This is a genomic window from Planococcus antarcticus DSM 14505 (assembly GCF_001687565.2).
GTDB lineage: Bacteria > Bacillota > Bacilli > Bacillales_A > Planococcaceae > Planococcus > Planococcus antarcticus.
In genome coordinates, this window is sequence record NZ_CP016534.2 from 3522724 (window position 1) to 3548592 (window position 25869).

A 25869-nucleotide genomic window follows, 5' to 3' on the forward strand; every position below is an offset into this window, starting at 1 on the left:
GTCGACTTTTTCTGTGAGTCGTATTTTTAAACCCCGCACTTCATCATAAAGGTTTGTGTTTCCTCAGTTGGCTTTGCTCTTCGATGAGCCATTAACCCTTCAACACGCATCACCATTTTATGGCCGATTCCTTCTCTCCGAAATGATGGAATCACTGAAATATGATGGACTGTAAAGCTTTCAGCGTCTTCTATATGAATACCGATGGCACCCACGTAACTATCGCCTACTTTCCAGAGAAAAAGCTGCCAGTCTGCTTGTTCGTTGTACAATTCCATGGTCTTTTTCAGCTGTTTGAAATTCCGCTCTTTAGGCATGAATGACAACAGGCCCATAGCGATTTTTTCATTTGACCGCTTGTATCTAGTTAGCATGGGGCTCCCCCCTTTCCTCTATCAACTACTCAAACAAGAGAACTTTGCTCAATGATGTCGAAAGCGACTGACAGCCTGGCGGCAAAGTCCTCAGGTGGTTCCTCTGAAGACAAATATACGCAAATGATATCCGGATTGATATCCATCCGGTGCTGATAAGTGTTCGGCAACGGAATTGGGTGCCAGTGAAGCGCATTTACAAATGAAGCCAGCTCTCCTGGTAGCAGAAACACTTCTGCTTGGTTTAAAGCTTTGCCACTATCCTTGAGATTCTTAAAGGAGATATCATGATCTAAGGTACAGGTAAAACTTTTATTATAGGAAGAAATATTAATGGTTCTTTTTCTTTTGATTAAACACTCACCGGCTTCCAATTCCACTTGTGAATTTAACAGTATGCCAACTTGCTCAGCTACTTGCTCTAACTGTTCCATCTTGCTCATCCTTTCTATTTTTCCCAAATGCTATAAATTATTGTTAAAAACAGTAATTTTGCATACAAAAACGCCGAAAAGAATTGGAAAAATTCTTTTCGGCGTTGTTTACAGCGCTATCGTCTGTCGCATCCAGCCAACTAATTCATGGACATTTTCTATATTCTTTTGATCTAACGAACAAAGTCAAAACAGATTTTTTAAATGGAAAAAGTTGTTTCTTCGTTCTCAAACGATTTATGGTCTTTCGAAGGAAAAGTTAAACTTTTTTCTTTTTGTTGCTCTCTCGATGAACGAATTGACCAAAACGCATCCTTTAGCGCCGAATCTACCTTTGAACAACAAGGATTCACGCCGAGAAAAACCAGTTGTTCTTGCAGCCAGAGTGGCGGAAAATAAGGTTGCAATCTATTCCCTTTTTCTCCATATACCCTTTCTTTTCAGATAAAACTCTTTTCAGTCAAAATAAAAAACCGCCTTTCAGCGATTTTAAACTAAGCTTTGTTTCATCTTAGGGAGTAGAGATTTCGATCAAGCTGAATCTCCCTTTCCAGAATATTTCTGCTCTTCAGATGAACCGTCTTGTGACTCTGTATCATTTATGCCGATATCCTCTTTTCTATTGCCGAAGGAGGCAAGCCTACCTATGGATAAAAAACGGCAGTGTACATCTTCGATAATTTTGCTCACGGCATATGCTCCTCAAAATAACGATGTGTAGTCACCTATCCCCTTGATCTTCTGAGAAAAACAGCTGCATTCCTTGTAGCTTGATCAGTTCCACCAATTTTTCACAGCGTCTGCTATCACTTGGCTGCGGCATCAATTCCACTTTCAGTGTCGCCACCAGCTGTGTCTTCATGTACAGCATGTCGCGGAAACGGTCGACCGCTCCGCAAAACTCTGCGAAAAAACTGTCCCCGGTACCGAAAGCAGCTGTCTGCAGTTCTTTTCTATCGAGTCTTTCGATGGCTTCGTATAAGTCGCGCATTTCTTCCGGAATTTCTCCGCTTCCCCATGTATACGTTCCGATTAGCAGGGTGTCGAAACTGGTCAATGCTGTCAGCGGAAAGTCTTCTATCCGGTATAGCATACTCTGGAGTCCTTGATTTAGCATAGCTGTCTGCAACATTTCTGCTAATTGTTCTGTGTTGCCAGTAACAGAAGTGTAGACGATTGCGCGTTTTGGCCTATAATTCGTCAAAGCCATTCGACTGCGACACTTTGGTATATGTTCTTGATTTCTGTTCGAAGAAATCGGATTTTGTCTCGTTCATCATGTCATCGCCAAACACTTGAATCCAAGGCATCGGATTGCTGCGTTCTTCGTATAAATTGTCCAGTCCAAGCTGACGCAGACGTTTGTTGGCTAAATACTCGACGTAGCCTTCAAATTCTACCAAATCCAATCCTTCAATATCGGCCAAAATGTAATGCGCCCATTCTTTTTCAAGCTGGACTGCTCGGTCGATTGTCGTGTAGATGTATTGAATGTTTTCATCCGTATGCAGTTCTGGATTTTCCGTCAGCATGATGCGGATAAACTGCGCAATAAAATACGCGTGCTGCATCTCGTCTCGTTGAATATAGCTGATCATCGTACTGGTTTTCAGCATTTTCTGTTGGCGCGCCAAGTGATAGAAAAAGGCAAATCCTGCATAAAAATAAATGCCTTCCAGATTAATAGAATTGACGCTCAGCTTAAATAAGTTTTGCGGCGTTGGATTTTGTCTGAATTCTTCGTAAGCGTCTAAAATTAAATCATTGCGTTTTTGAACAACCGGATCGCTTTTTGCTTGATCGAAACGTGCGTTTTGCTCGCTCACGGATACCAGTGAACTCAATATATACGAATACGATTCTGTGTGTACTGCTTCTTGCTGAGAAATAACCGCAAAAATGGCTTTAAAGCTGGAATCTGTCACGTAATCCATTGCCTGACTCATCGTCGGCGTTTGCAAGCTGTCGAGTGATGCCAGTTGCGTGTTGATACGCAAAAAGACATCCTTTTCGACATCGCTCAAGCTATCCCATTGCTTAATGTCATCTTGCATATTAATCTCTTGTGCTTTCCAGAAGTTAGCAAGCAGCGCTTGATACAAATCATACATTTGCGGGTACGCAATATCGTTCCAGTTTAATAGCCCCGAAGACTGGCCGTTCAAGACGCCAGTCGATCTGTTCGGATGCTCCGGATTTAATAATTTAATCTTTGTTAACGGTTCATGTATGGTCATAAGAATCCTCCTTTAGCTTTGGCATGCTTCGCATTCTTCAATTTCCGCTTGAGACGTACTACGGACATAATAAGTTGTTTTCAAGTTTTGCTTCCACGCTTCTAAATGAAGTTCCAACAACTCTTTTGCTTTAATCGTATGCGGCACATAAAAATTAAAACTAATGGATTGATCAATGTGTCGTTGGCGTGCTGCATTTTGGCGGATGCTCCATTTTTGGTCTAGCACATGACGCGAACGACGGTAATAATCGTAGGTGTTGTGATCCAAGTCGGGCGCTGTCACTTTAAATTTGAAGTTCTTTTTCTCTTCCGCGTATTCAACGGCATATAATGGATCGATGCCGTCTGTTGAACCGCCAATTTTCGCAGTGGATGAGTTTGGTGCGACGGCCATCATCCAGCCATTGCGAACACCCGTCGTTGCAACTTCTTGTTTTAAGTTGTTCCAACGTTCACTCGTGTAGTTGCGACGTTCAAAATATTCACCCGTTTGCCATTCAGATCCTGAAAACTGGCTAAACACACCTTTTTCTTCGGCTAATTGCATCGAAGCACGAATTGTTTGATAGGCAATTTCTTCGTATAGCGTATCGGCATATTCCACAGCTTTTTCAGTTTCCCAATGAATGCCTTCAAGCGCTAATAAGTGGTGCCATCCGAACGTACCTAAACCAATAGCGCGGTATTTTTTATTGGTTGCTTCAGCTTGCCCAACAGAAATCGTATTCAAATCGATGACGTTGTCCAGCATGCGTGTTTGAATTGGAATTAACCGCTCCAAAACATCTGCCTTAACCGCTCTCGGCAAGTTAATCGATGACAAGTTGCAAACAACAAAATCGCCTGGCTTACGGACCATTACAAGGTTGCCCTCTTCATCGGTATATTCTTTGACGATCGTAGTAGCTGACATATTTTGCATTATTTCTGTGCACAAATTACTGCAATAAATCGATGTTAGCCCGCGGCCTCTTGTATGCTTGTTCGGGTTTTGGCGATTAACTTCGTCTCGGTAGAACATATACGGTGTGCCGGTTTCCAGCTGAGAAACCATAATGCGCGCCATAATTTCCATTGCACGGTAAGTTTTGCGCGGCAATAATGGATGGTCGACAGCTTCTTGGTATTTATCGCTAAAGTATCTATTGTCTTTTTCATCGTAATAATCTTCAAGCCCGAGCGGCGTCCCGTTGTCGTCTTTCCAACCCATCACTTGCTTGACTTGGTGTGGACAGAATGTATGCCACTCGCCAATACTGCGGCCGTTTGCATCTTTTTCTTGCAGACGTTCCATAAACAAATCGGGAATCGATACGCCAGTGAAAATATCATGCGCTTTACGGCGTTCGTCACCGTTATTGGTTTTTAAATCTAAGAAACCGTTCATGATGTCTTTATGAAAGACGTCCAAGTAAATCGCAACTGCACCTTGGCGCTGACCCAATTGATCGACGCTGACTGCTGTATCGTTGAGCAAGCGAATCCACGGCACAACGCCTGAAGAATTGCCTTTGAATTTTTTGATGTCTGAGCCCAACGCACGTACTTTGCCGTAGTAAATTCCAATGCCGCCGCCGTCTTTACTGAGACGTGCAATATCCCAGTTGTTTAAATAAATGCCGTCTAGTGAATCGTCAACGGTGTCGATAAAGCAAGAAGACAATTGGCCGAAGCTTTTACCGGCATTCGATAAAGTAGGCGTTGCCACTGTCATATACAGATGGCTCATTGCCCAATAAGCTTCTTTAACCAGTTCTAAACGGCGCTCTTTTGGTTCGTTTTGCATCAACGTCATGGCAATAACTAAAAAGCGCTCTTGCGGAAGTTCAAACAATCGTCCTTCGTAATCCTTCGCCAAATAACGATCTGCCAGCAAAAACAAACCGATGTAATTAAACAGCAAATCCCGCTCGGGGTCGATTTCTTGACCAATTTCAGCAATTTCTTCTTGCGAATAAGCAGCTAAAAGGTCTTTTGAATAAATGCCAACTTGTGTTAATGCTTTAATTAACTCGTAAAAGTCGCCATATTTTTTAGCAGCGGAATAATTGCGGCTGTTTGCTGATTTCTTATACAAATCACTGATGTATAACTCTGCCGCCACGTAAGTCCAATCCGGTTCGTCCATTGTGATGCGGTTTAACGCATAAAGTAAGGATTGCTCGCCTTTTGCTTGTTCAGCGAGTTTTGCTGTTTGCTCAAGTAGCTCGCGCGTATCTAGACCGTAAACCTCGGTTGCCCGCTTGAGCGCTTTTTCTACTGCATCCATTTCTGTTGTTTCAGTTTTCATATTCATATCAGCACAACTCCTTTGCGTATTCGTTCACTTTCATGCGCCGTTGTTTTCGCTCTTGTGCACTTTGAAATAATTTCTTCTCGGCAGCGGTTTCCGGAATGACTCCTGTTACCGGTGTCGGTTTGCCGTCACTGTCGACTGCTACCATTGTTAAAATGGCTGTAGTTGTCAAATTTTTAACGCCAGTTTCGATTTGCTGACATTCGGCTTTGACGTACACTTCCATCGACGTTCTTCCTGTCGATATCACAACACCTTCTAAAATGAAGATATCGCCCACTTTGGCAGAAGACAAAAAGTTCACCGTGTCGATCGAAGCTGTTACAACTGCTTTTCCACTATGTCTCATCGCTGTAATAGCCGCAATTTCATCAATATACGCGAGTACAGTTCCACCGAATATGGTTCCTAAATGATTGGTATCAGGCGGCAGCACTAATTTTGTTTGAATGGTTCTTGCTACACCTGCAGCTAATGGTTCTGTCATCATTGTGATTCCTCCTTCTATGTAAAAAAAAAACCCATCCTCTCGGGGAGGATGGGTTGGAAAACGCAGAATAGCGGATAAAGACAGCAAAAAATAACTGTCCGCGCAGAATATCTTCGTTATCCTTCTCAACTCCCGAAGAAGATCATAAACTATAACAAAGGCAGGTCTCCTGGCTTGTGCATCATCCTCTGCTATCTCCTTCCCGCCCGTTGGACAGTGGATTGTGATAGCTCGTCAGCACTTACAGTTGCGGGAACAGCTCCGGGATTTCACCGGATTCCCTTTTAAGCCTTTTCAGGCACCTTCGTTATTGAATTTCACTATATATAGTTTTTTCATTTAGAAAAAACACTAAGTATTGTATCTGTAAACTATAAACCACTTTTATATCTTTGACAAGACATTTCAATTAGAGAATAAATGCTTCTTAGTTAGCCATCAAATATAGTTTCAAAGCCTGTTTAACTGTGCCCATAGTTTTCAATTGGCTGAAGTCTACACGTACGTCTACAGCTTTTAATGCCAATTCCGGACGAATTCCCGTGAAGATTAGCTGAATGCCCAACAAGCGCATAATTTGGTCAATCTTGTACAAGAATTCCGCAACGACGTTATCAATATTGTAGATTCCTGAAACATCAATGATCAGACAATGCAGATTCTCTCCCTGAATTTTCTGCGGGATGATATCAAGCAAGCGCATGCTTCGGTCACCATCAACCGATCCCACAAGCGGCAAAACAGCCAAGCCGTCAATAATAGGAACGATGGGCGTTGAAACTTCGTTTTTCAATTGCAGTAAATCGCGTTCTGTTTTTTTCTTAGCAGTCACATCGTGCAAGATGGATTGGATTGCAGTGGTATTGCCGTATTGAACCGGGTAGCAGTACAATTCGACGTCAGCTCTGGTCCCGTCAAAACGTTTAACAGTCGTATCCATCAATTCCCCAATGGTTCTGTCCTCCATACCTTTGCGGATACGCTCGGTGATCAATTCTTTATAGTCTTCTGTAAAAACATCTACTACATTCGCCCCAACAACTGCGGCTTTGCTAGCTTTAAAAAAATCAGCACCTGATTGATTTATGTATAAAACCTTCTGATTTGAATGAATAATAGTTGTTTCATGAGAATAATCCGTAATTTGCTGATACAATTCTTCTTTTTCTGGAATGCTCAATAACGGAGATGATACTGTCGGCATTTTCCTTCACTCCTTCTGGCTAAGAAACTGCCTCACCTTTCATCTTACACTTTTCTAGAAAAACTTTCATGCTTCATCCTACTATGGTAAATAGCTGAATTATTCTATTACTTATCGTTATATCTTAACTATTTTAAAACAGTATAAATATACTGTGAAAGGAAATTGTTATTTTATAATATTTTTAATCTGTTTTCCAAAAATACCCTTACATTACGTCACAGTAATTGGAGATGCGCGATGAAACAATTTATAAGAAACGCCTCTCATTGGGGCTGGTTCAGTATTGAGGTCTCTGCTTTGTCTCAATTTTTCTCTGGTTCCCGACAACTTGTTCTAACCCGATTTTTATCGAACGCTTAATCGACCGCAATGATTCACGGAAAATGGTCATTGCTGTTTCCATTTGCTTGGCCGTCGCCTGCTGTTTCATTAATTTTTGACGAGTCTAGTGATGTTGTTTATCAGCTTCTTTTTTATCCACTTGCTTTGGCAAGGTTTCATATTATCCGTTTGACAGCGTTCACTCCCTTCCTAATTCAAAATTCTTCTAAAGAAATAGGCTTCTTGCTGGATAAGGAAATCGTGCTAGAAAAACTGCTCAACGAAAAAAAATTGGATCTTCAAAAACCCCTTTACTCCGAGAGTAAAGGGGTTTTTGAGATTTTAAGAATTCTCAACTTAATATCGAATAAAAAAAGTTGCCCACGTGGACAACCCCTACTTTCCTATCTATGCATCGATCCATTCAGAAGCTTTTTCTTTTTCTGTTTTAGGTTCCTCGGCTTTTTTAGTGTTTTTGCTTGTGTAAGGCTTAAAACTCTTGGCTTTATTGGCGCCGGCTTTCCAGCGGGTCCATCCTTTTTTGCCAGTTCCCTGACCTGTACCGCTTTTCGCTTTCGCTTTGCTCATTCTAATCACTCCATTACTGCTACGATGAAGTACAGTTTATCACATCAAGGCCTAGAGTGAAACTTAAATGTTCTCCTGATTTACGGGAAGGAGACCTTTTTAGAAATCCTGATTCATTATGAATACCGACTTGCCAATTTTCCGCAAATACAGGGATACAGTTCCTGCACGGTGACAACGCATAATTTTTCATGTCAAAAAGAGCAAGCCCCTAAAAGCAAGGCTTTGCTCTTCCTCCTTGCCTTTACTTAGCAAGTATTTTTTGAACGTCCTTTGCAAACGATTCGGGTGTGTCTTTTGGCGAAAATCGTGAAACGATGTTGCCGTTTTGGTCAATCAAAAATTTTGTGAAGTTCCACTTAATGCCACTTGTTAGAAACCCTTTTGTATTGCTAGTCAAATAGGTAAAAAGCGGATGTGCATCTTCGCCGTTAACCTTTACTAAGTCGTGCATGGGGAAAGTAATACCATACGTCATGCGGCAAGCTTCCTGCGCTTCTTCTCCAGTGGCTTCTTCTTGTTTAAATTGATTGGACGGGAAGCCTAAAACTACTAATCCTTGATCCTTATAGTCTTCATACATTTTTTCCAGGCCGTTAAACTGATCTCTCAGTCCGCATTTTGTTGCCGTATTGACAATCAGCATGGCCTTGCCTCTGTATTCACTTAATTGATAGTCCTCTCCGTTCGGCTTAGTCACAGTAATATCATAAATATTCATCCGGCATCACTCCTCATTTGATAGCTCAAGATAGGTTCTCTTACAAATCCATCGTTTTAAAAGAAGCATTCAGCTCTTTCAGGTTTTTCATCAGCTTGATTGCGCTGACTTCTATGAAATTGCAGCTGTGACTTTCTCAAAGACAGCCTGTTCGACCGCTATTTGTTCACTTCGGGCTTTTTCTGTCAATGAAATTACAAATTCACGTTTATCCTTTTCGGACTGCTGCTTAGTCAGTCTGCCATGCTCAATCATCCGATTGATAATGGGGTTAATGTTCCCGTGCCAAGACCCAATCGTACACCTATTTTTTTGGTCAGCAGCTTGTCTTCCTCCCATAGAACAAGGAGCACGAGATACTGCGAAAATGTCAGATTGAACGATTCTAATGCTTTAACATACATTTTCGAAAAATTGCTGGAAGCTTTATAGACTTCAAAACATAATTGCTGTTCAAGTTTTGTGGGTTTTTCCATTTACATCTCACCTATACTTTGTATTATAAAACGCTCGTTTCCATATCCACTGACTCTTTGATCGCTTTTGAATACGGGCAATACTGATGTGCTTTTTCTACGTATTCCTTTTTTAGCTCTTCATCAATTCCAATAATATCGACGACAAGTTTCACGGCCAATTTAACGCCGCCATTATCCTTATCTCCAATCCATGCTACAGTTGCTATCACTTCACTTTTCTCTATTTCCACTTTACCAGCTTCTGGCACCAATTCCAATGCGCTGTTAAAGCATGCGCTATAGCCTGCCGCTAAAAGCTGTTCGGGATTCGTCGCCGTTGTTGCTGAACCGCCAAGAGCCTGTGGTTTTGCTACGTCCAAATAGAAAATGTTATCCAGTGAATAAGCTGCGCCGTCTCTTCCACCCGTATTGGTCATTGTTGTTTCAAATAGTGTTTTCATTATAACTGTTCCTCCATCCAATTAAATCGTGTATGATGTAAAAACAATTGCTTAGGATTATGCAGAGACTGAATTAAAGAAATTTACTTTAGAGTCCTGCACAGATTAGTTCGGCTCAAACTAATGACAGCTAGTTCGCGGAATCGCGATAGGTGGAACCATTAGTGCAACTTAATATAAAATAAAAAAGCTGTTATTCGCCAGTAAGGAGAATAACAGCTTCTAGTTAAACGGTCATTGTTTTATGTCTTTAATAAAGGAACGGAATCAGCCGGGCACGCTCTTTCATCCATTCTTGATAATCCGGTCCGAATTTTTCGATGAGCAACTTTTCCTCATAATTGATCCGCTGCAGCAATGCCCAAACCATCACAATGCCTCCGATGACCGCTGCAAGTAAGCTGTTGAAGAACAATGCCATACCGAGTGTAATTAAAAGCAGCCCGGTATAAAGTGGATGGCGCAGCTTCCGGTAAGGTCCCGTGCTAACGATTTCATCTCCTTCACGAACTGTGACGTAACGTGTGAATTGCGACTTCAAATGCAAAATTCCCCAAAACCGTAGAAAAACACCTACTGACAATAAAAACAATCCTAACAATTGACTGATAAAACCAAGACTTTCGAATGGCGTTAACTCATGAAATACCAGACCCAAAACAATTGTGCCAATCAAAGCCGCTAAAATAGCAAAGAAAGTACGTTTTTCCAAGGGGTCTCCCTGTCCTATGCCCCGATTTCGGAACAATAGGAATTCACTAACCCAAACTAAGCTTACAGCTGTAAAAATCATTTCGATAATGGTCATATCACAATCCTCAACTTCCTGTTTCTCTCCTTTCAATATTATAGAACACTCCGAAAGAATACAATTTCCAGCTTTCGCTAATCTGAAAAATCCATCCAGTTGACCTTACAAAAAAAGACGGGCAAGGCATCTTGAAACCAGATGCCTTGCCCGTCTTTTACTTAATCTTCCATAGAAGAGACTTCGACCAGCATTGCTGTAAATACGATAATGACAATCGTTAATGAAATTACCATCGTGAACATTGTTCCTCAACTCCTACCAAGTTTTGAATCCTTCCGAGCCTGGCGGTGCATGTTGAATCATATGGCTTAATGGAATCGCGTAAGCAATTACAATAAGCAACACAGCAAGACCGATCCAAATCCACCAATTTTCTAGCCATTTTGGTGTATTGGACATGTCGCTTTCTGCCATTGGGAAATCGACAACGTCTTTAGCTTCAACAGCTTTAGGTGAAAGGAACATCGTCATGACAACGATATAAATGAGAATCATCGCTGAAACGAAAAGGATGCTTCCCCCGATTGCCATGGTGACGTGATTTGTCAAGATGCCATCAAACCACTCCATCGCGGCAGGGTGGTCATTATAACTGGAGTAAGCTGTTCTTCTTGGCGCTCCAAGAAGACCCAAGAGATGCTGTGCCGTTGACATCAACAGCATCCCAATCGACCAGGTGATGATTTGAATCAGTCCTAGTACTTTCATAGACTTAGTGAATTTTCTTCCCGTCAGATAAGGGATCAGCCAGAACGTTAACCCCATGAATGTCATGGCTACCGGAGTTCCAACTGTAATGTGGAAATGCCCGACAATCCATAATGTATTGTGGACCACTTCGTTCAATTGGAAGCTGGCATTAATGATACCGCCAGCTCCGCCGGGAATAAAGAACGCCATTGCGATGAAAATGGACGTAAAACGAATATCTTTCCATGGCAGCTTTGTAAACCACCCGAAAAGGCCTTTTCCGCCATTTTTGCGTCCCGCAATTTCAAAGGTTGCGAACATCGAGAATGCTGTCATCAAAGAAGGAACAATGACCATAAATGTCAGGACAACCTGAAGAAACTTCCAAAAGTTCGAAATTCCCGGTTCAGTCAACTGATGGTGGAAGCCAACTGGGATGGAAAACAGGATAAAGAGAACAAAAGAAAGACGTGCCAACGAATCACTGAATACTTTTACACCAAGAATTTTCGGTACAATGACGTACCAAGCCATATATGCCGGCAAGAGCCAGAAGTACACTAATGGATGTCCGAAAAACCAGAACAAGGTGCGGCTAAGCTCCACGTCAATGGTGTCGGTCCAGCCGAATGCCCACGGGATGTATTGAAATAATACTGTTGTGACCACACCAAGACACGCAATAATCCACATGATGATGGTTGTGATGGTCATGAAAGCGAATAATGGGCTCAACTGTCCTTTATTGTTTTTTCGCCACACTCTGTAATGTCCGACCAGTGCGAAGCTACTGATCCACGTTCCAATAATCACCAACGCGAGGCCAACATAATAAAATCCGCTTGCTTTAAGTGGTGCATAAAAGGTGTAGAGAACCGAGGCTTCTCCAGCGACAATCATTGCAGTCGCCATTACAGTACCAAGCAGTGTTACCCAGAAGCCGACCCAGGAAAACAACCGGACTTTCGGACCGAAACTTCCAAGACTCTTGCTCATACCGGTAATGAAGAAACCAAAAATGAAGAATGTCGTAAATATAAGTGCGAGCAGCACACCATGTGCCGTTAAAATTTGATAATAATCCAACCAAGCTGGCAGCTGAAGTGCATCATTGCGGATAAACACTTGAAGCAGCCCACATAATGTACCAATTAAAAATGCGATATAAGCTACCCCGATATTCCATAAAGCGAGTTTGCGATCTTGCAAAGCAATCATTCTTCGTACACCTCTATCTCTGTATACATCATATGGTGCCCCGTTCCGCAGTATTCATTGCAAAGAATCAAATAGGTGCCGGGTTCTTCAAATGTGTAGGATTTTGTCGTAATACGTCCTGGAACAACCATCATATTAACTTTTGTATTATCGATGGTGAAACTGTGGACCACATCGGTGCTGGTCACTTTAAAAATAACTTCTTTGCCAACTGGAACTTTTAATTCTGGTGCCGTGTATCCGAAAGCCATAGCCACAATCGTCGCTTGATACGTGTCGTCATCTAATTGAGTCACTCCTGGATTATCAAATGGGGCAGTTTCATTCACCTTTTTGGGATCGATGGTTTCCATTCCTCCAGCGGGGGTGTGATCTTGAGAGAATGCGCTCACTCCTACCACGCTTAAAAACACAATCAGCGATGCAATACCTAACACCAGCCAAATTTTTTCATATTTATGAAGATGCATTTAGACCCACTCCTTTCATCCTGATTTAACGAGCTACGTATAGTAAATAAACGGTGACCCACATCGCAATGATGATTAGCCCCACTATGAGAACACTAATAAAAGTACCTTTCAGACTGGCTTCCGGCTCCCGGTTTTCTTGACTCATTCTCTCTCACCTCTTATGCATATCATTCTTACTTTTAGCCTATGCTATTCTGCTATTTCATACTGTGACATTTCTCACACCCGCTACCGATTTTTGATAAACTAACAAATTTTAGACAAAAAAAAGCCCGCCTTATAGGCAAGCTTTTCCGCTAATCGATTTTGCATAAATAGATCGGACAATTTTCACAATTTGTTTCTGTCTTTAAATGTTCTCTGTCATGAAGCAGGATTTTCCCTTCATACAAACTCAAAATTCCGTTTTTGTTCAAATCTCTCAGCAAACGATTGACCACCTCTCTTGTCATTCCACAGAAATTCGCTAAGTCTTGATTCGTCAACACTATATCAATCAATATGCCCTTTTCTGTCTGGACACCATAGCTATTGGAAAGTCTGATCAACGTCGAATACAGCGCGCCTTTTTTGCCATGCAGCAGCAAGTCTCGAAATTTCGTCTGGGTTTTCTGCTGATCGATGCCCATCCATTTCATAAAGGCCATGGCTAGACGTCCATTTGACAGTAATGCCTCTTCCAAATCATTTATGGAGATATGAAGGCAAACCGTATCTTCAATTGCACGGGCATCCAGCATATATTTAGGCGCTTCAGAAAAAATAGTCACTTCGCCGACCAATTGATCTGGACCACAAATCTTCAATGTCAGTTCACGGCCGTTCGGTGTCACTTTCTCAATCCTAATTTTGCCGGAGCGAATAATGAAGATTCCCTCGATAGCATCTCCTTCATGAAATAAATAATGATCTTTTTTTAATTCTTTGACTTGATGGCGGATGGACAGCAACTCTTCTATGCCTGTCAATGAGTTCGTGCTTTCAATCTTATTTTTCAAATCGCACCAGCCTCTCCTGCTGTTTTCCGAACTGTTCAGTTTGTTTCACTTTACCATAAATCTCCCGTTAATTATTCGAAAATTCACCACTTGGACATCTATCATTAAAAGATTGTGAAAGAATAAGAAGGAACTCTGTTCAATGATAGCGAATCCACTAATTATAGAGAAGAGGAGGAAAGTTAAATGTCTTTAAAATATTCCAATATTCTAGTAGCAGTAGACGGTTCCAAAGAATCCGAATTGGCATTCAAGAAAGGTGCAGCTGCAGCTGCCCGCAACAACGCTACATTGCATCTGGCACATATTATCGACAACCGTTCATTTGGTTCCATTGAAGCCTACGACCGCACCATAGCTGACCGCACAAAAAAAACATCCCAAGAACTATTAACCAAGTATAAAGAAGAAGCAATAGCTGCTGGGGTAGAAAACGTAAACGTCATCGTTGAATACGGAATTCCCAAAATCGCCATTCCAAAAGAATTGGCACCCAAACTCAATGCCGATGTCATCATTTGCGGTGCGACTGGATTGAATGCCGCTGAACGATTTATAATGGGTAGCGTCTCCGAACGAATTGTCCGCACAGCAAAATGTGATGTGCTAATTGTTCGCAGAGAACAAGCAGATGTACTAGCAGACGAATAGATGTATGCCTTTCCCCAGTAAAGATTGGGGGAAGGTTTTTTTTGGTCTTTTTTCCTCTTTCATACGGTTCCTCTGCTCCCTTCATCCGCTGACAATCCGAGTCAGTTCATTAAGATACTCTTTAGCACTATATATTACAGATGCCTAACATTTTGTCATGTTCGAAGTCAAATTGATAAGAAACTGTAATAATAAACAGGTTTATACGATGGTACAATAGGTCTGCTGGATTTTTCATTTTGCAACTGGATTGCTATGAAAAATCAATGATTTAGTAAAATTTAGGAAGACTTATAGATAGCCACGGAAAACGAAAGGGGAGCAAGAGTTTGAAACCATTATCAAAATTTATGATGATCGCTCTATCAGCTGTATTGGCTTTAACGACGTTTTTACCTAATGCGAATGCTGACAAGTTAAGCGATTTAGAGAAAAAACAACAGGAGGTTCAACAGAAGCAAAGTGAATTGAACTCCGGGATTCAACAAAAAACGAGCGAAATCTCTCAAAACCAAACCACACTTGAAAAAATCATCGCAAAAATCCGCGAGCTGGACAATCAAATTATCGAAACACAAACTAAAATTGACGTTGCTCAAGCTGAAATCGATCAAACAAAAGTTGAAATCGATGAATTGAGAAAGTCCATTGAAGAATTGGAAAGAAAAATTGCAGAACGCGAAGAACTTTTAAAAGAACGAGCACGTGCAATTCAATTAAGTGGTGGATCAGTCGATTACATAGATGTACTTCTTGGTGCAAACAGCTTTGTCGATTTTATTGACCGCTTTTCAGCAGTCAACATCTTAATTGAAGCAGACCGTGAAATTATGCGTGAGCAAGCAGAAGACAAGAAACTTTTAGCGGAACAACAAGCGGAAGTTGAAACGAAGCTAGCTGAACAAGAAGCTAAAAAAGCCGAATTGGTCAACTTGAAAAATTCACTTGATGCACAAAAAAATGAACAAGCTCAACTCGAAAGCGACTTGAAAGCTGAACAAGAACGTTTAGCTAAAGAAAAATCAACACTTGAGATGGAGCACAATGAAACAGCAGACATCAGTGCAGCTCTTGAGAAGAAGATTGCCTCAGAACAAGCACGTCTTGCAGAAATCGCACGCAAAGCAGAAGAAGCACGTTTAGCCAGAGAAGCAGCGGCACGTAAAGCGGAAGCCCAGCGCCAAGCCGCAGCTTCGGCACCAGCTCCTGCAGCGGATGTTACACAAGCTTCTGTTTCTTCTAGTGCCGGCAGTTCAACATTCATCCTGCCTTCAACTGGGCGATTCACTTCTGGATACGGTGGCCGTGACATCGGTGCCGGAGCAGAATCGCACCTTGGAATGGACATTGCAAACTCACCTGGAACACCGATTATTGCTGCGGCGAGCGGTATGGTTTCCTATGCCGGCAACATGGGCGGATATGGAAATGTCGTTATTCTTACACATTCCATCAACGGACAGACACACGCGACTGTCTATGCACATATGAATTCAATTAATGTATCTGTGGGCCAATCAGTTTCACAAGGACAACAAGTCGGTGGAATGGGCAATACAGGCCGTTCAACCGGCACACATCTTCACTTTGAAATTCACGTAGGACCTTGGAATGGCGCGCGGTCAAACGCGGTCAATCCTGCTCCATACGTACGATAATATGTCAAAAACCGGTATCTCTTCTGAGATGCCGGTTTTTTATTTTGTTAAAAAATAATCTTAACATAAAAGGACATATGACCCGGAACCACTATGCCATCGTGTTTAATGTTACGTGGGAGAGTTCGATTAACGTATTCGGCATCATGTTGTCAGGACAAGTCCGTGTATGAATTTCTATTAAACCGTTCGTAAATGTACACTTGCACGAGCGGTTTGATAAAAATTTTGGTATTCAAAAAGACCAACCCTACTGATTGGTCCATGCTTTATTCATCCGCTATAAGTAAGGGCATCAATAATTGCCTTACAATCTTCAATCAAGTCTTGATCGACCTCATCTGCTAATCTTGCTATCCTGGTCAACGGTTCAATCCCCCTTTATCTTTTCGCACAATACATACCCAGTTGTCTGATTGCTTGCCCCGTTTGTTTTGTTATTCTTGGTTCTGCCATTTACCGGTATATGAGTTGGGTATCCTCTATCCCTGTTGGTGATTGGCAAGACCTCTACTAAATCAGTCTCTTTTTGTATATTTTCTTCTGAACCTACGATAGCTGGTCGATAAGCCTGGTGTTCATGCCTTTATGATGTTACCCACTTCAAGAAAATTTGTCATCACTTCTCCTCCAATTAAATAGCGCCTGTACTTTTCCATTGAGAAATTAAGTACAGGCAAATGATTTTTAAGCCTATTAACAGATTTCCAATCTTTTTTTCCGACCGGTTCTACTTCATCTCAGAGAGGTTCAGGCTTTCCGCCATTGTATCCAACAAATAATTTTTGGAATGGAGTCAACTTGTTTGTTCGAACCAAAAAAATTCGATTTGGTTCAATCTCTACATCAAGTACAGTATCCTCAGTTTCATCGAATTTGGCTTCCTGCAGGAGATTTTTTATAAATCGAACCGCTATACTGTTAATCCAATTCTGAAGTTAAACCTCTTAATAACTAACTTTTCGCTTGATTTCCAGCATACGAATAAGCTCCTCAAAATGCTATTTAGACACTTAGTATTTACGACGTATCTGCATATAACAAGTGATTATTCCTTTAGTATTTATCCGATCAACCTTCTTCATTAAAAAGAAAGAAAGATTCTTTTCGAAATAGTTTTTTTCTCTTCTACTTAATCGAGCTTTTCACTTTATGTTACTTCTGATAATTCGTCATATGTTGACCGAAAAATGATGATGTTAATTTTTATAAAATAGACTACCGGCATAAGAAAGCAGTTAAGATGGAGGATGTTTTTAGAAATAATTAAGAATTTTCAAAAATATATTAGAATTTACTATCTTGCTATTGATGAATCAATTAAACTTAAGGAACATGGGAATTAATACCTTTTTTATTTTAAAGGAGATTCAGCTCGATGAAATGCTTAATCGATCCTCTAAAAAAACTATCCATTAAAGTTGGTATACAGGAGATCGGTGTTTTTTTGCGGCCACTCCGCTAAAAAAAGGAGAGTTTATAGACGTGGACTGTTATATTAAAACGCTCAATGCTCAAGAAGATTATTTGAAATGTGTTTATTACTTTCTGTTCAAATGACAGCAAATTGATCGTGATCTCACTTGATAACAAAAGAAAAGATCATACTACTGGAGATGGGTTATGTTAAATAAATACAAGAAATCATATAAAAAAATTACATAGGTCTGTGATCTTTCATGCCTGGCGAACAACAGCTGAAAACATTACAATAAACAATGCAGTGGTAAGAAGAACATCCCGATTGCCAGTTGCGCCTTTTGAAAAAAGAGAAGATTTTATCGGACTGATCGAAATAGAAATAGAGCAAAACTATTTCACTATCTGTCATGCTTTTGTAACCCCACGCTATCGGGGCGAAGGAATGGGTCATGGCTGTCCAACAACTCATGGGAGTCCGTGAGATATGAGCAGAGACAAAAACTGAAGTATTTCTCATGAAATGCTGGAATACAGAGAATTAGTCTGACTGGAACGATTATCTTTATTTACCGACAAGGGGAGACAAGCACACATGAACTACTTTTCAGAAAAGATAGGACAAGACATTTTAACATCTACTGCTCTTTTTGATTTGATAAAAGACTTGGTTTTTTTGATGGAGAAAGATCACGAGACGTTTCGTTACGTTTACGCAAATCCGTCCGCATTCAAAATTCTGCACCTTCCAAAGACGGTGATTGGAAGCCGAATAGAAGACGTGATGTCACCAGAACAAGCTCAGATACTGATCCAGAATTACCGCGAAGTTCACTCTACACAAAACCCGGTTGAATTCATCCAAAGGATAGAAGTTGAAAGCGGAGAACTCATTGGAGAAACCGTGCTAAATCCTATCCTGACAGAAAACGGCCATTGCAAATATATTTTAGCCATCGTAAGGGATGTAACCGAAAGAGAGCGGAAAGAGCAAGAACTTCAAGAGACGAAAAGAGAATTAGAAAAAGATCGAAAAAGGTTGAATTCCCTTGTAGAAAACAATGGAAATGCTATTTTTGAGTGCGACCAAGAAGGAAATTTCGTCAGTATAAATAAAATGGTTACTGAAATGACTGGTTTGGGTGAACAAGATCTTCTCGGCACGTCTTACATGTCACTAATTGTTGAAGAATATCTAGAGGATACTATTTCGCATTTTGAAAAGGCTTCAAATGGTAATACCGATGAATTCGAAACGTCCATCTACACGAGTAACGGTCAGAAGGCTCTATTCCTTGTGAATACGACGCCTATTATTGTTGATGAAATAATAACAGGCGTTTATGCAATTGCCAAAGAAATTACCGAACAGAAAAAACTGGAACGCCTTTTACAAGAAAGTGAGCAGTGGTATAAATCGTTATTCGACAACCATCCGCATGGAATTTTCACTTACGATAAGAACGGCAACTTAACAAGTGGAAATGCTGGGGCAGAAAACATTACAGGTTATTCCATGGAAGAATTAGCAGGGAAATTGTTTATGCGAATGATTGTACCCCAAGACATTGAAAAAATGAGGGATCACTTTTATAAAGCGATCGAGGAAAAACAGCCTGGGCGTTATGAATTGGCATTCCATCACAAAAACGGCCAACAAATCGAGCTTCAGGTGATCAATATCCCCATCATTGTGGATGAACAATTGGTGGGGATACATGGCATTGTGACAGATGTCACCGAAATAAACCGAGCACAAAAGGCTTTGATTGAAACAAAAGAAAAACTTGAAGTTTTTTGGGAAAATACCACAGACCCTGTCTTTTTTATCAACACAAGAGGAGAAATAATGAAAGTCAACCCCGCATTTGAAGAAACGTTCGGATACTCAGAAGAAGAAATGATGAATCAGAAAGGTTCTATCGTCCCACAGTATATGAAAGCTGATCCCTTAGCCATTGTGAAGAGACTCAAAAAAGGCGAGACCGTGAATTCGCACGAAACCATGCGTATAACCAAGAGTGGAGAACTAGTAAATATCATTTCGTCCTATACCCCTGTTCGAGATGAAAATCGAGAAATCATTGGGGCCACCATTTTTTACAAAAATGTGACCGAGCTTAAAAAAACGGAAAAAGAACTGCAAAAAAGCCAAGAGAAATACAAGCTGATTACGGAAAGCGCTTTTGATGTCATTACGCTGATTAACTCCTCGGGTCTGATTGAATACGTGTCTCCTTCAAATGAGAAGATTCTGGGATATCCGGATACAGCCTATATTGGAAATCCCTTTACCACAAACGTACATCCTGAAGATGCAGTTGGTTTAATTGAAACTGTTACTTCCCTTATGGATGGAGATAAACCGGCCACTATTGAAGTCCGATTTCTTCATCAAGACGGCCATTCTATCTGGATGGAAGTTTTCCCTACCCCTGTCATAGAGAATGGAAAAGTGAACCAATTACTGACCATTGCCAGGGATATTACCGAAAGAAAACGGCTCCAGGACAAAATTGCAAAAATGGCCTTCTATGACCATTTGTCGGGAATACCAAACCGGCGCACTTTTGATGACAGACTGCAAAAGGCCATTTATCAAGCAACCCGTTCTGGCAGGAAAGTAGCGATTTTAATGTTGGATGGACGAAAATTCAAACAGATCAACGATCAGTTCGGCCATGATGCAGGAGACGCTGTGATCAAGGAAATGGCTAACCGGCTGCAAGCCTGTGTTCGTCCTATTGATACAGCAGCACGGTTAGGCGGCGATGAAATGGGGGTTATTTTGCCTGAACTTGATTCGTTGGAAGTGGCCGAAGACACGGCAAAACGGATTCTGAAGTCGTATAGAGAGCCTTTCAACTTTAATGGATTTGAAATCAAAATAGGGGCAGGAATCGGGATTTCTCTTTATCCAGATGACTCTGTCAATGAAAAACAGCTGATGAAATACGCCGATATGGCTCTATATGAAGCCAAGAAATCTGATCAGGACGAGTACAGCATTTATAAGTAGAACCTAAAGTATTTTAGTTTTTTAACTTCACTGAATCATCGTTACTTTTTAAGATAAGAAAATTAAAGATAGAAGTTTGGACGAAAACTGCTTAAACAGTTTTCTTTCAGGCTTTTATTATGAAAACCTTAATAGGCAGACCATTAACATGAACACCGATTGGACCAAAGTTATGCAACAGCATTTCTTGAGTTTTTGGGTGGTTGGCTTAAAACTCCGGTTTGGACTGTAGCTGGTATGACCTTTATTGTCGCCTTCTCTTCCTTTTCACTTCAGCTATTCCGCTTTCTTTTATCCGTGCAGCTTCTGATAATTGCTGTTGTGCAAAACGACCATTCCCAAAGATTTTTCCTATAGAACCTTTAGAATTAATGGTTTGAGTGCAACTTATTTTCTTAAGAAACTGTGAGAATTTCTTTTTCTAACAACACAATGGTATTAAGGTTTCGAAAGTAACTTAATTAGACTTACGTTACATTCAAGTTGAGTGAGAATTCTCTATAATTTTCTGTAAATAACATTAATAAATATCTTTTTACTTAACAAAATGAGTAATTCCTCATTTATGAAAATAAGGATCAAATCAAGGAACTTTTCCAACAAAGGAGCTTGTAAATGAAGAGAGAAAACTGTCCCTTTCGTGGCTATCCATCCTTAAAACAAAGATCTTATGACGAAATCTGTATGCTTTGTGATTGGGAGGATGAGACTTATAGTGAGCACAATCCTGAGAAAGTTAGTGGAAGGTCAAATGGAGATTACTCCTTAAAAGAGGCCAGAAGAAATTTTAAAGCTCATTTAACCATGTTGGATAGTCTATACTTAGTTGGACAGAAAATATAAGGGGCGTAGAATAGTCCACAATACGTGAGAAGAATCTACTATGACCCAAAAGAGACGCGCATTTTCTGCAAAATTCAAAAAACAGGTGGTTGCACTGCATGCAGGTGGAAAAAGCCTGGCAGATATTGTTCGAGAATATGACCTAACGGCTTCCGCACTCGATCGATGGATTGCCCAATCCAATCAAACGGGTTCATTCGAAGAGAAGGACAATCGAAGCCCACTGGAGGCAGAATTACTTGTCTATAAGAAACGAAACAAACAGTTGGAGATGGAAGTGGATATGTGAGTCTTGCAGCGCTGATCATGGGACGAAAATAGAGATTATTCAACAGAATCAACACCTCTATTCGGTATCAGCAATATGTAATGTCCTGCAAATCGCTCGCAGTACTTTTTACTATGAAACGTCCGTTTCATTAGAAAAAGAACCCCATAAAGAAACAGGCCAGCAGTAGGAATAAATAATTTCCTGGCGTTGACCTGTTAATTTCGAATGTCACATAAAACAAATTTTTTCAGCGCGCTCTTTCAGGTATATTCCATTTGAACGGATCATTTAAGGCCCTCCAATCCCCGTCAAACTCGCCGCCAGTCAACAAACAAAAATCCTAATTGCGCGGATACTTCCCGCTCATTCATACCGGTCCCGATGAACACCAGCTGGGTCTTCCGGTCTCCAAATTCAGGATTCCATTCTTCCATGACATAGGGGTTTTCTTCGATAATTTATTTTTGTTCCCACTCCTGCAAGCATGCTACCCAATAAGATACCGGCTCAATGGAAATAGATGGGCCTGCCTGCGAAACAGAAAGAGCTAGATTGTTCCGTGTCGCACACCAAGCGATGCCCTTTACTCTGACCACATTTTTCCTGAGTGTATACATCAATTGATAAAACCGCTCGCTGTGGAAAGGCAATTTCCGGTTGTAGACAAATGAAGTAATGCCATATTCTTCGGTTTCCGGTTGATGTTCGTGATATCCAGGCAACAGTTCCTTTATCCATCCAGCTGATTCATTGGCTTTCTCGAAATCAAAAGCCCGGTATTCAGGATATCGCTCGGCTGGATTTCCTCTTTACTTGTCCGGATCAGTCGTGCCGCTGGCTGAAGCTTATGCAGAACTTTTTCTAAATGAATCAACTCTGCTTCCTCTACAAGATCGCTTTTATTGATGATCAACACATCACAGAATTCGATTTGAGCCAATAACAAGTCCGCAATTTCCCGATCATCTCCCCCCTAATGCCTCTTTCCGATCCAGTAAGCTGTCCCCTGATCTGAAGTCATGCCAAAATCGGTTAGCGTCGACGATCGTGACCATCGTGTCCAGTTGACAAAAACGGATGAGGTCGATGCCGAGTTCTTCATCTATATATGAAAAGATTTGCGCGACCGGGGCAGGCTCGCTGATTCCGGTGGATTCGATAATGATGTAATCAATGTTTCCTTCCGTCGCTAGTTTTTCAACTTCAATCAGCAAATCTTCACGGAGCGTTCAGCAGATGCATCCATTAGACATTTCCACTAGCTTTTCTTCTGTCCTCTTTAGTCCTCCACCTCGCTTGATGGTTTGTGCATCGATATTTACTTCACTCATGTCGTTAACAATGACCGCTACCTTCAAGCCATCCTGGTTATGAAGAATATGATTCAGTATGGTTGTTTTCCCTGCCCCCTAAATAGCCACTTAGAACTGTTACTGGTATTTTCCCCATGAGTTATGCTTCCTGTATAGTCGCTCTGTCTATTTTAAAACTGTGATTCCTGTCTCTTTGGAAAGCTCTTCAAGTAACTCGGCTGTAGGACTTCCTATACTTCATTAAGTGTTCTTGCTGACCGTCAATTCCGCATAGGCATCGTGGAGATGGATGGATTCCTCGTTCCGGCACTCAACACGAAAACGATCGATATAATCGATTTCATAAAGGTCGGCCGCCACCAATCGCACCATATCCTCGACAAACCTTGGATTTTCGTATGCATTTTCTGTCACCATCTTTTCATCCGGCCGCTTCAGCACCGGATGGATAAGGGCGCTTGCATTCGATTCTGCCGCCTCAAGCAGATCCGCTTTCCAGTCCCACCCTTCTGTATAGCGTTCGTTGAGCTCGATTTCCATCGTGATATAGCCCCGCTGGTTATGCGCACTGTACTCGCTTATTTCCTTCGAACACGGGCACAGTGTAGTAACAGCGCAGGTGAGAATCGCTTTTTTTCTTGTGGAGGATTCCACCTTATTTACTTCCATAGTGGCTTGCGCATGATTTAGGCCTTCCAAATGTGTAGATGGGCCTTTTCTTGCAAACAATAAAGGGAACTCGACTCGTACGCAAACTTCCTGCTGATTCAACCGCCAGGCAAGTTTGCGGCTCAATTCCGTCAGCGATTCAAAATCAGCTGTCAGCTCACCTGCAACTCTTGTTTCTTCCAGTTGCTCGATGAAGCGGCTCATATTGGTACCTTTCATGGAGCTCGACAGACTCGCGGTGAGGCTGAATGTAGCCAAAGCCTGCTGCTTTGCAGGATCCAGGCTCGAAGAAATTCCGATTGGATACTTAACGTTGCTGACCCCAACTGCCTGAATCGGAAATAAGTATTTCCCGGATTGATTCTGTAAATCTTTCATCTCTTCTTTTTCCACTGGTTTATTTCTGGGACCAGGTGGTTTGGATCCAAATAAAACCAGCCGTTCAGCTTTGCTGGGGAATTTCACTTTTTTCACTCCTTCCACTAGCTTTGGTGCAGAGGATTCGCATTCACATCGGTGCTTCTCTGCTGAACCGCCTCTTTTAGTTATCCAGGGGCACCCATGTCCATTGCCCTTCGACTTTCTTCACTTTACCCAGTCCTGGAAACGGATAATGACATGCAAAAACTTGTGCTGATTGCTCATGGGCTTCTTGCAAAAAAGCCTGGCGTGTCTCCATGCCCTTGCCAGGATCCAGTTCGGCAGCAATATGAGAGGCAGGATGTGAAAGAGTGACTGGGTCGTTGAGAATATCGGAAGCGACCAACAAGCGTGTGCCTTGCGACTCAATAGAAACCGTCAGATGGCCTTCTGTATGGCCTGGAGTATGCTTAACTGAGATGCCCCGACAAATGTGAAAATTAGAATGAATGAAGGTGATCTGGCCTTTTAGTGCAGCCAAGGTCATTGATTCCGTAGTTTCCGGATGCTTTGACCAGTAATTCCACTCTTCAGCTGTAATCAGATGTTCAGCATTGGAAAAGACGGGTTTTCCATTTTGGGAAAGCCCCCCGATATGATCTAAATGGCCGTGAGTAATGATGATTGTGTGAATATCTTCAGGCCGGATCCCTTCCTGTTGAAGCTGCCTTAGCAAGTAGCCCCCAGTCGGAAAAAATTCCTCACCAAAGCCTGCGTCTATTAGTATTTTTTTCTCTCCTGTATCAATAAGCAAAAAGTTTAGGGGAGCATTGAACTCTTCAGGAATATGTTCAATTATGTCCTGAGGCGTATTCGAAAAAAAGAATTCCTTGGATACCGGAAACGCCCCATCTGATAAAGCGATGAGTTTAAATTCCCCAACTTGGAAATGCCAGTTGTTACTCGTTTTCATCTGACTGCCCCTTTCATATTTCGTACTGTTGCGAGGCTCTTTTTAACAGTAGGTTCATATCTGCTGGGTTTGAAGAGCTTGTTTGAAATTGCATAAAATGATAGATTGTATATGCACTATAAATCGTAATTGTTACGATTTATAGTGCATGCTATAGCTACTAAAAAAGATTTAGGAGGTCTTGATGGATGATTCTTTCCAATCAATCGATAAAAAAGAAAATACAGGATCATGAGCTTGAAATCACACCTATTACCAATGCCCAGTATCAACCGGCTTCAGTGGACCTTCGTTTAGGCAATCATTTTTTGAGCCTGGACGAATCATCTGTTGCTCATCTTTCGCTTGAAAAAGCAGCTGCCTATAAAGAAGTTTTCGAAGAGAGAATACTGATTCCCCCTCATGGATTTATCCTCGGCACGACTCTTGAATGGATAAAGCTTCCTAAAAACGTCACGGCTTTCGTTGAAGGCCGAAGTTCCATCGGCAGGCTCGGGCTGTTCATTCAAAATGCCGGGTGGGTGGACCCCGGGTTTGAAGGGAATATTACACTTGAACTTTATAATGCTAACCAAGTGCCGATTGAATTGATTGCCGGGAGAAGAATTTGCCAAATCGTGCTGGCTGAATTGGACCAGGAAGGACCAGCCTATAATGGCAAGTATTTTGGCCAGAACCGGGCATTGGAAAGCAAGATACATTTGGATGAAGAACTTAAATGAATGGTCATTACTAGTAAATTACATAATCCCTTTGTTTTATGATTGAAAAGCATATTCTTCAAAAACCGTAAGGCTGTCAGGTTGAAAAATCTGACAGTCTTTTTCTATAGTACTCTAAATGAGCAAATTTAGAACCATTTTTTACCAGTTAAAACAACGAAAAAAGACAAACGCGCTAATTTGGGATAGAAT

At 41.3% G+C, this 25869-nt stretch carries 26 protein-coding genes, 2 pseudogenes and 1 riboswitch; of the genes and pseudogenes, 6 read left to right on the forward strand and 22 right to left on the reverse strand.

The window, feature by feature from the left end:
- Positions 1 to 26: 26 nt before the first annotated feature.
- From BBH88_RS17290 to BBH88_RS17370, 18 genes are all read right to left on the reverse strand, one after another.
- On the reverse strand, positions 27 to 374 hold the full coding sequence (locus BBH88_RS17290; RefSeq protein WP_006828417.1) for a GNAT family N-acetyltransferase: 348 nt from the start codon (positions 372 to 374) through the stop codon (positions 27 to 29).
- A 29-nt stretch (positions 375 to 403) separates the two neighbouring features.
- Positions 404 to 808, reverse strand: coding sequence for a DUF1259 domain-containing protein (locus tag BBH88_RS17295; protein WP_006828418.1), 405 nt, complete (start codon positions 806 to 808; stop codon positions 404 to 406).
- 531 nt (positions 809 to 1339) lie between these two features.
- Positions 1340 to 1498 carry a hypothetical protein gene (locus tag BBH88_RS19295; RefSeq protein WP_154669181.1) on the reverse strand — a complete coding sequence of 53 codons (159 nt, stop codon included), beginning with the start codon at positions 1496 to 1498 and terminating at the stop codon, positions 1340 to 1342.
- 31 nt (positions 1499 to 1529) lie between these two features.
- Positions 1530 to 2018, reverse strand: coding sequence for a flavodoxin domain-containing protein (locus BBH88_RS17305; protein ID WP_006828420.1), 489 nt, complete (start codon positions 2016 to 2018; stop codon positions 1530 to 1532).
- On the reverse strand, positions 1999 to 3045 hold the full coding sequence (locus BBH88_RS17310; protein WP_006828421.1) for a ribonucleotide-diphosphate reductase subunit beta: 1047 nt from the start codon (positions 3043 to 3045) through the stop codon (positions 1999 to 2001). The genes BBH88_RS17305 and BBH88_RS17310 overlap by 20 nt, the downstream gene beginning before the upstream one ends.
- A gap of 12 nt (positions 3046 to 3057) precedes the next feature.
- Positions 3058 to 5343, reverse strand: coding sequence for a ribonucleoside-diphosphate reductase subunit alpha (locus tag BBH88_RS17315; protein WP_083387808.1), 2286 nt, complete (start codon positions 5341 to 5343; stop codon positions 3058 to 3060).
- A 1-nt stretch (position 5344) separates the two neighbouring features.
- Complete coding sequence (locus BBH88_RS17320) at positions 5345 to 5830, reverse strand: acyl-CoA thioesterase (protein WP_040851784.1); 486 nt, start codon at positions 5828 to 5830, stop codon at positions 5345 to 5347.
- Positions 5831 to 5975: 145 nt separating this feature from the next.
- Positions 5976 to 6154, reverse strand: a riboswitch (cobalamin riboswitch).
- A gap of 106 nt (positions 6155 to 6260) precedes the next feature.
- A complete protein-coding gene (locus BBH88_RS17325) occupies positions 6261 to 7037 on the reverse strand; it encodes a PAS domain S-box protein (protein ID WP_006828424.1) in 777 nt (258 codons plus the stop codon).
- A 732-nt stretch (positions 7038 to 7769) separates the two neighbouring features.
- Complete coding sequence (locus BBH88_RS17330; RefSeq protein ID WP_040851762.1) at positions 7770 to 7949, reverse strand: DUF3934 family protein; 180 nt, start codon at positions 7947 to 7949, stop codon at positions 7770 to 7772.
- Positions 7950 to 8193: 244 nt separating this feature from the next.
- Positions 8194 to 8670: a glutathione peroxidase gene (locus BBH88_RS17335; RefSeq protein ID WP_006828425.1), complete on the reverse strand. Its 477-nt coding sequence runs from the start codon at positions 8668 to 8670 to the stop codon at positions 8194 to 8196.
- Positions 8671 to 8781: 111 nt separating this feature from the next.
- Positions 8782 to 9009: a transcriptional regulator, SarA/Rot family gene (locus BBH88_RS20060; RefSeq protein ID WP_407946487.1), complete on the reverse strand. Its 228-nt coding sequence runs from the start codon at positions 9007 to 9009 to the stop codon at positions 8782 to 8784.
- Complete coding sequence (locus BBH88_RS19730; RefSeq protein WP_006828426.1) at positions 8922 to 9146, reverse strand: MarR family winged helix-turn-helix transcriptional regulator; 225 nt, start codon at positions 9144 to 9146, stop codon at positions 8922 to 8924. The genes BBH88_RS20060 and BBH88_RS19730 overlap by 88 nt, the downstream gene beginning before the upstream one ends.
- 23 nt (positions 9147 to 9169) lie before the next feature.
- The gene (locus tag BBH88_RS17345; RefSeq protein ID WP_006828427.1) at positions 9170 to 9589 is read right to left on the reverse strand and encodes an Ohr family peroxiredoxin; all 420 of its coding nucleotides are present in this window, start codon (positions 9587 to 9589) and stop codon (positions 9170 to 9172) included.
- Positions 9590 to 9839: 250 nt separating this feature from the next.
- Entirely contained in the window at positions 9840 to 10433 is a 594-nt protein-coding gene (locus BBH88_RS17350; protein ID WP_006828428.1) for a methyltransferase family protein, read from the reverse strand.
- A 222-nt stretch (positions 10434 to 10655) separates the two neighbouring features.
- On the reverse strand, positions 10656 to 12308 hold the full coding sequence (locus BBH88_RS17355; protein ID WP_006828429.1) for a b(o/a)3-type cytochrome-c oxidase subunit 1: 1653 nt from the start codon (positions 12306 to 12308) through the stop codon (positions 10656 to 10658).
- Entirely contained in the window at positions 12305 to 12778 is a 474-nt protein-coding gene (locus BBH88_RS17360; protein WP_006828430.1) for a cytochrome c oxidase subunit II, read from the reverse strand. Before BBH88_RS17360 ends, BBH88_RS17355 begins: the two co-directional genes overlap by 4 nt.
- Positions 12779 to 12803: 25 nt before the next feature.
- Positions 12804 to 12926: a hypothetical protein gene (locus tag BBH88_RS17365; protein ID WP_040851764.1), complete on the reverse strand. Its 123-nt coding sequence runs from the start codon at positions 12924 to 12926 to the stop codon at positions 12804 to 12806.
- 151 nt (positions 12927 to 13077) lie between these two features.
- Positions 13078 to 13779 carry a Crp/Fnr family transcriptional regulator gene (locus tag BBH88_RS17370; RefSeq protein WP_006828431.1) on the reverse strand — a complete coding sequence of 234 codons (702 nt, stop codon included), beginning with the start codon at positions 13777 to 13779 and terminating at the stop codon, positions 13078 to 13080.
- Positions 13780 to 13965: 186 nt separating this feature from the next.
- On the opposite strand from BBH88_RS17370, the gene BBH88_RS17375 reads away from it, so the two are divergent.
- Together BBH88_RS17375 and BBH88_RS17380 are read left to right on the forward strand one after the other, a co-directional pair.
- The gene (locus tag BBH88_RS17375; protein WP_006828432.1) at positions 13966 to 14430 is read left to right on the forward strand and encodes a universal stress protein; all 465 of its coding nucleotides are present in this window, start codon (positions 13966 to 13968) and stop codon (positions 14428 to 14430) included.
- A gap of 329 nt (positions 14431 to 14759) precedes the next feature.
- The gene (locus BBH88_RS17380) at positions 14760 to 16088 is read left to right on the forward strand and encodes a murein hydrolase activator EnvC family protein (protein ID WP_154669182.1); all 1329 of its coding nucleotides are present in this window, start codon (positions 14760 to 14762) and stop codon (positions 16086 to 16088) included.
- A gap of 370 nt (positions 16089 to 16458) precedes the next feature.
- Here BBH88_RS17380 and BBH88_RS20065 read toward each other — a convergent pair.
- Positions 16459 to 16659: pseudogene (locus BBH88_RS20065) on the reverse strand (type II toxin-antitoxin system PemK/MazF family toxin); the annotation flags it as partial.
- Between the two features lie 1443 nt (positions 16660 to 18102).
- Here BBH88_RS20065 and BBH88_RS17385 point away from each other — a divergent pair.
- From BBH88_RS17385 to BBH88_RS17395, 3 genes are all read left to right on the forward strand, one after another.
- Positions 18103 to 20526: a PAS domain S-box protein gene (locus BBH88_RS17385; protein ID WP_006828434.1), complete on the forward strand. Its 2424-nt coding sequence runs from the start codon at positions 18103 to 18105 to the stop codon at positions 20524 to 20526.
- Between the two features lie 615 nt (positions 20527 to 21141).
- The gene (locus BBH88_RS17390) at positions 21142 to 21369 is read left to right on the forward strand and encodes a CPCC family cysteine-rich protein (protein ID WP_006828435.1); all 228 of its coding nucleotides are present in this window, start codon (positions 21142 to 21144) and stop codon (positions 21367 to 21369) included.
- A gap of 40 nt (positions 21370 to 21409) precedes the next feature.
- Complete coding sequence (locus tag BBH88_RS17395) at positions 21410 to 21658, forward strand: transposase (protein WP_006828436.1); 249 nt, start codon at positions 21410 to 21412, stop codon at positions 21656 to 21658.
- Positions 21659 to 21887: 229 nt separating this feature from the next.
- On the opposite strand, the pseudogene BBH88_RS17400 reads toward BBH88_RS17395, so the two are convergent.
- From BBH88_RS17400 to BBH88_RS17410, 3 genes and pseudogenes are all read right to left on the reverse strand, one after another.
- Positions 21888 to 23089 (reverse strand): annotated as a pseudogene (locus BBH88_RS17400) (CobW family GTP-binding protein).
- A gap of 104 nt (positions 23090 to 23193) precedes the next feature.
- The gene (folE2, locus tag BBH88_RS17405; RefSeq protein ID WP_331243711.1) at positions 23194 to 24087 is read right to left on the reverse strand and encodes a GTP cyclohydrolase FolE2; all 894 of its coding nucleotides are present in this window, start codon (positions 24085 to 24087) and stop codon (positions 23194 to 23196) included.
- 76 nt (positions 24088 to 24163) lie between these two features.
- Entirely contained in the window at positions 24164 to 24955 is a 792-nt protein-coding gene (locus BBH88_RS17410) for an MBL fold metallo-hydrolase (protein ID WP_065536402.1), read from the reverse strand.
- 188 nt (positions 24956 to 25143) lie between these two features.
- Between BBH88_RS17410 and dcd the strand changes: the two genes are divergently transcribed.
- Complete coding sequence (gene dcd / locus BBH88_RS17415; RefSeq protein WP_006831622.1) at positions 25144 to 25677, forward strand: dCTP deaminase; 534 nt, start codon at positions 25144 to 25146, stop codon at positions 25675 to 25677.
- Positions 25678 to 25869: the final 192 nt, after the last annotated feature.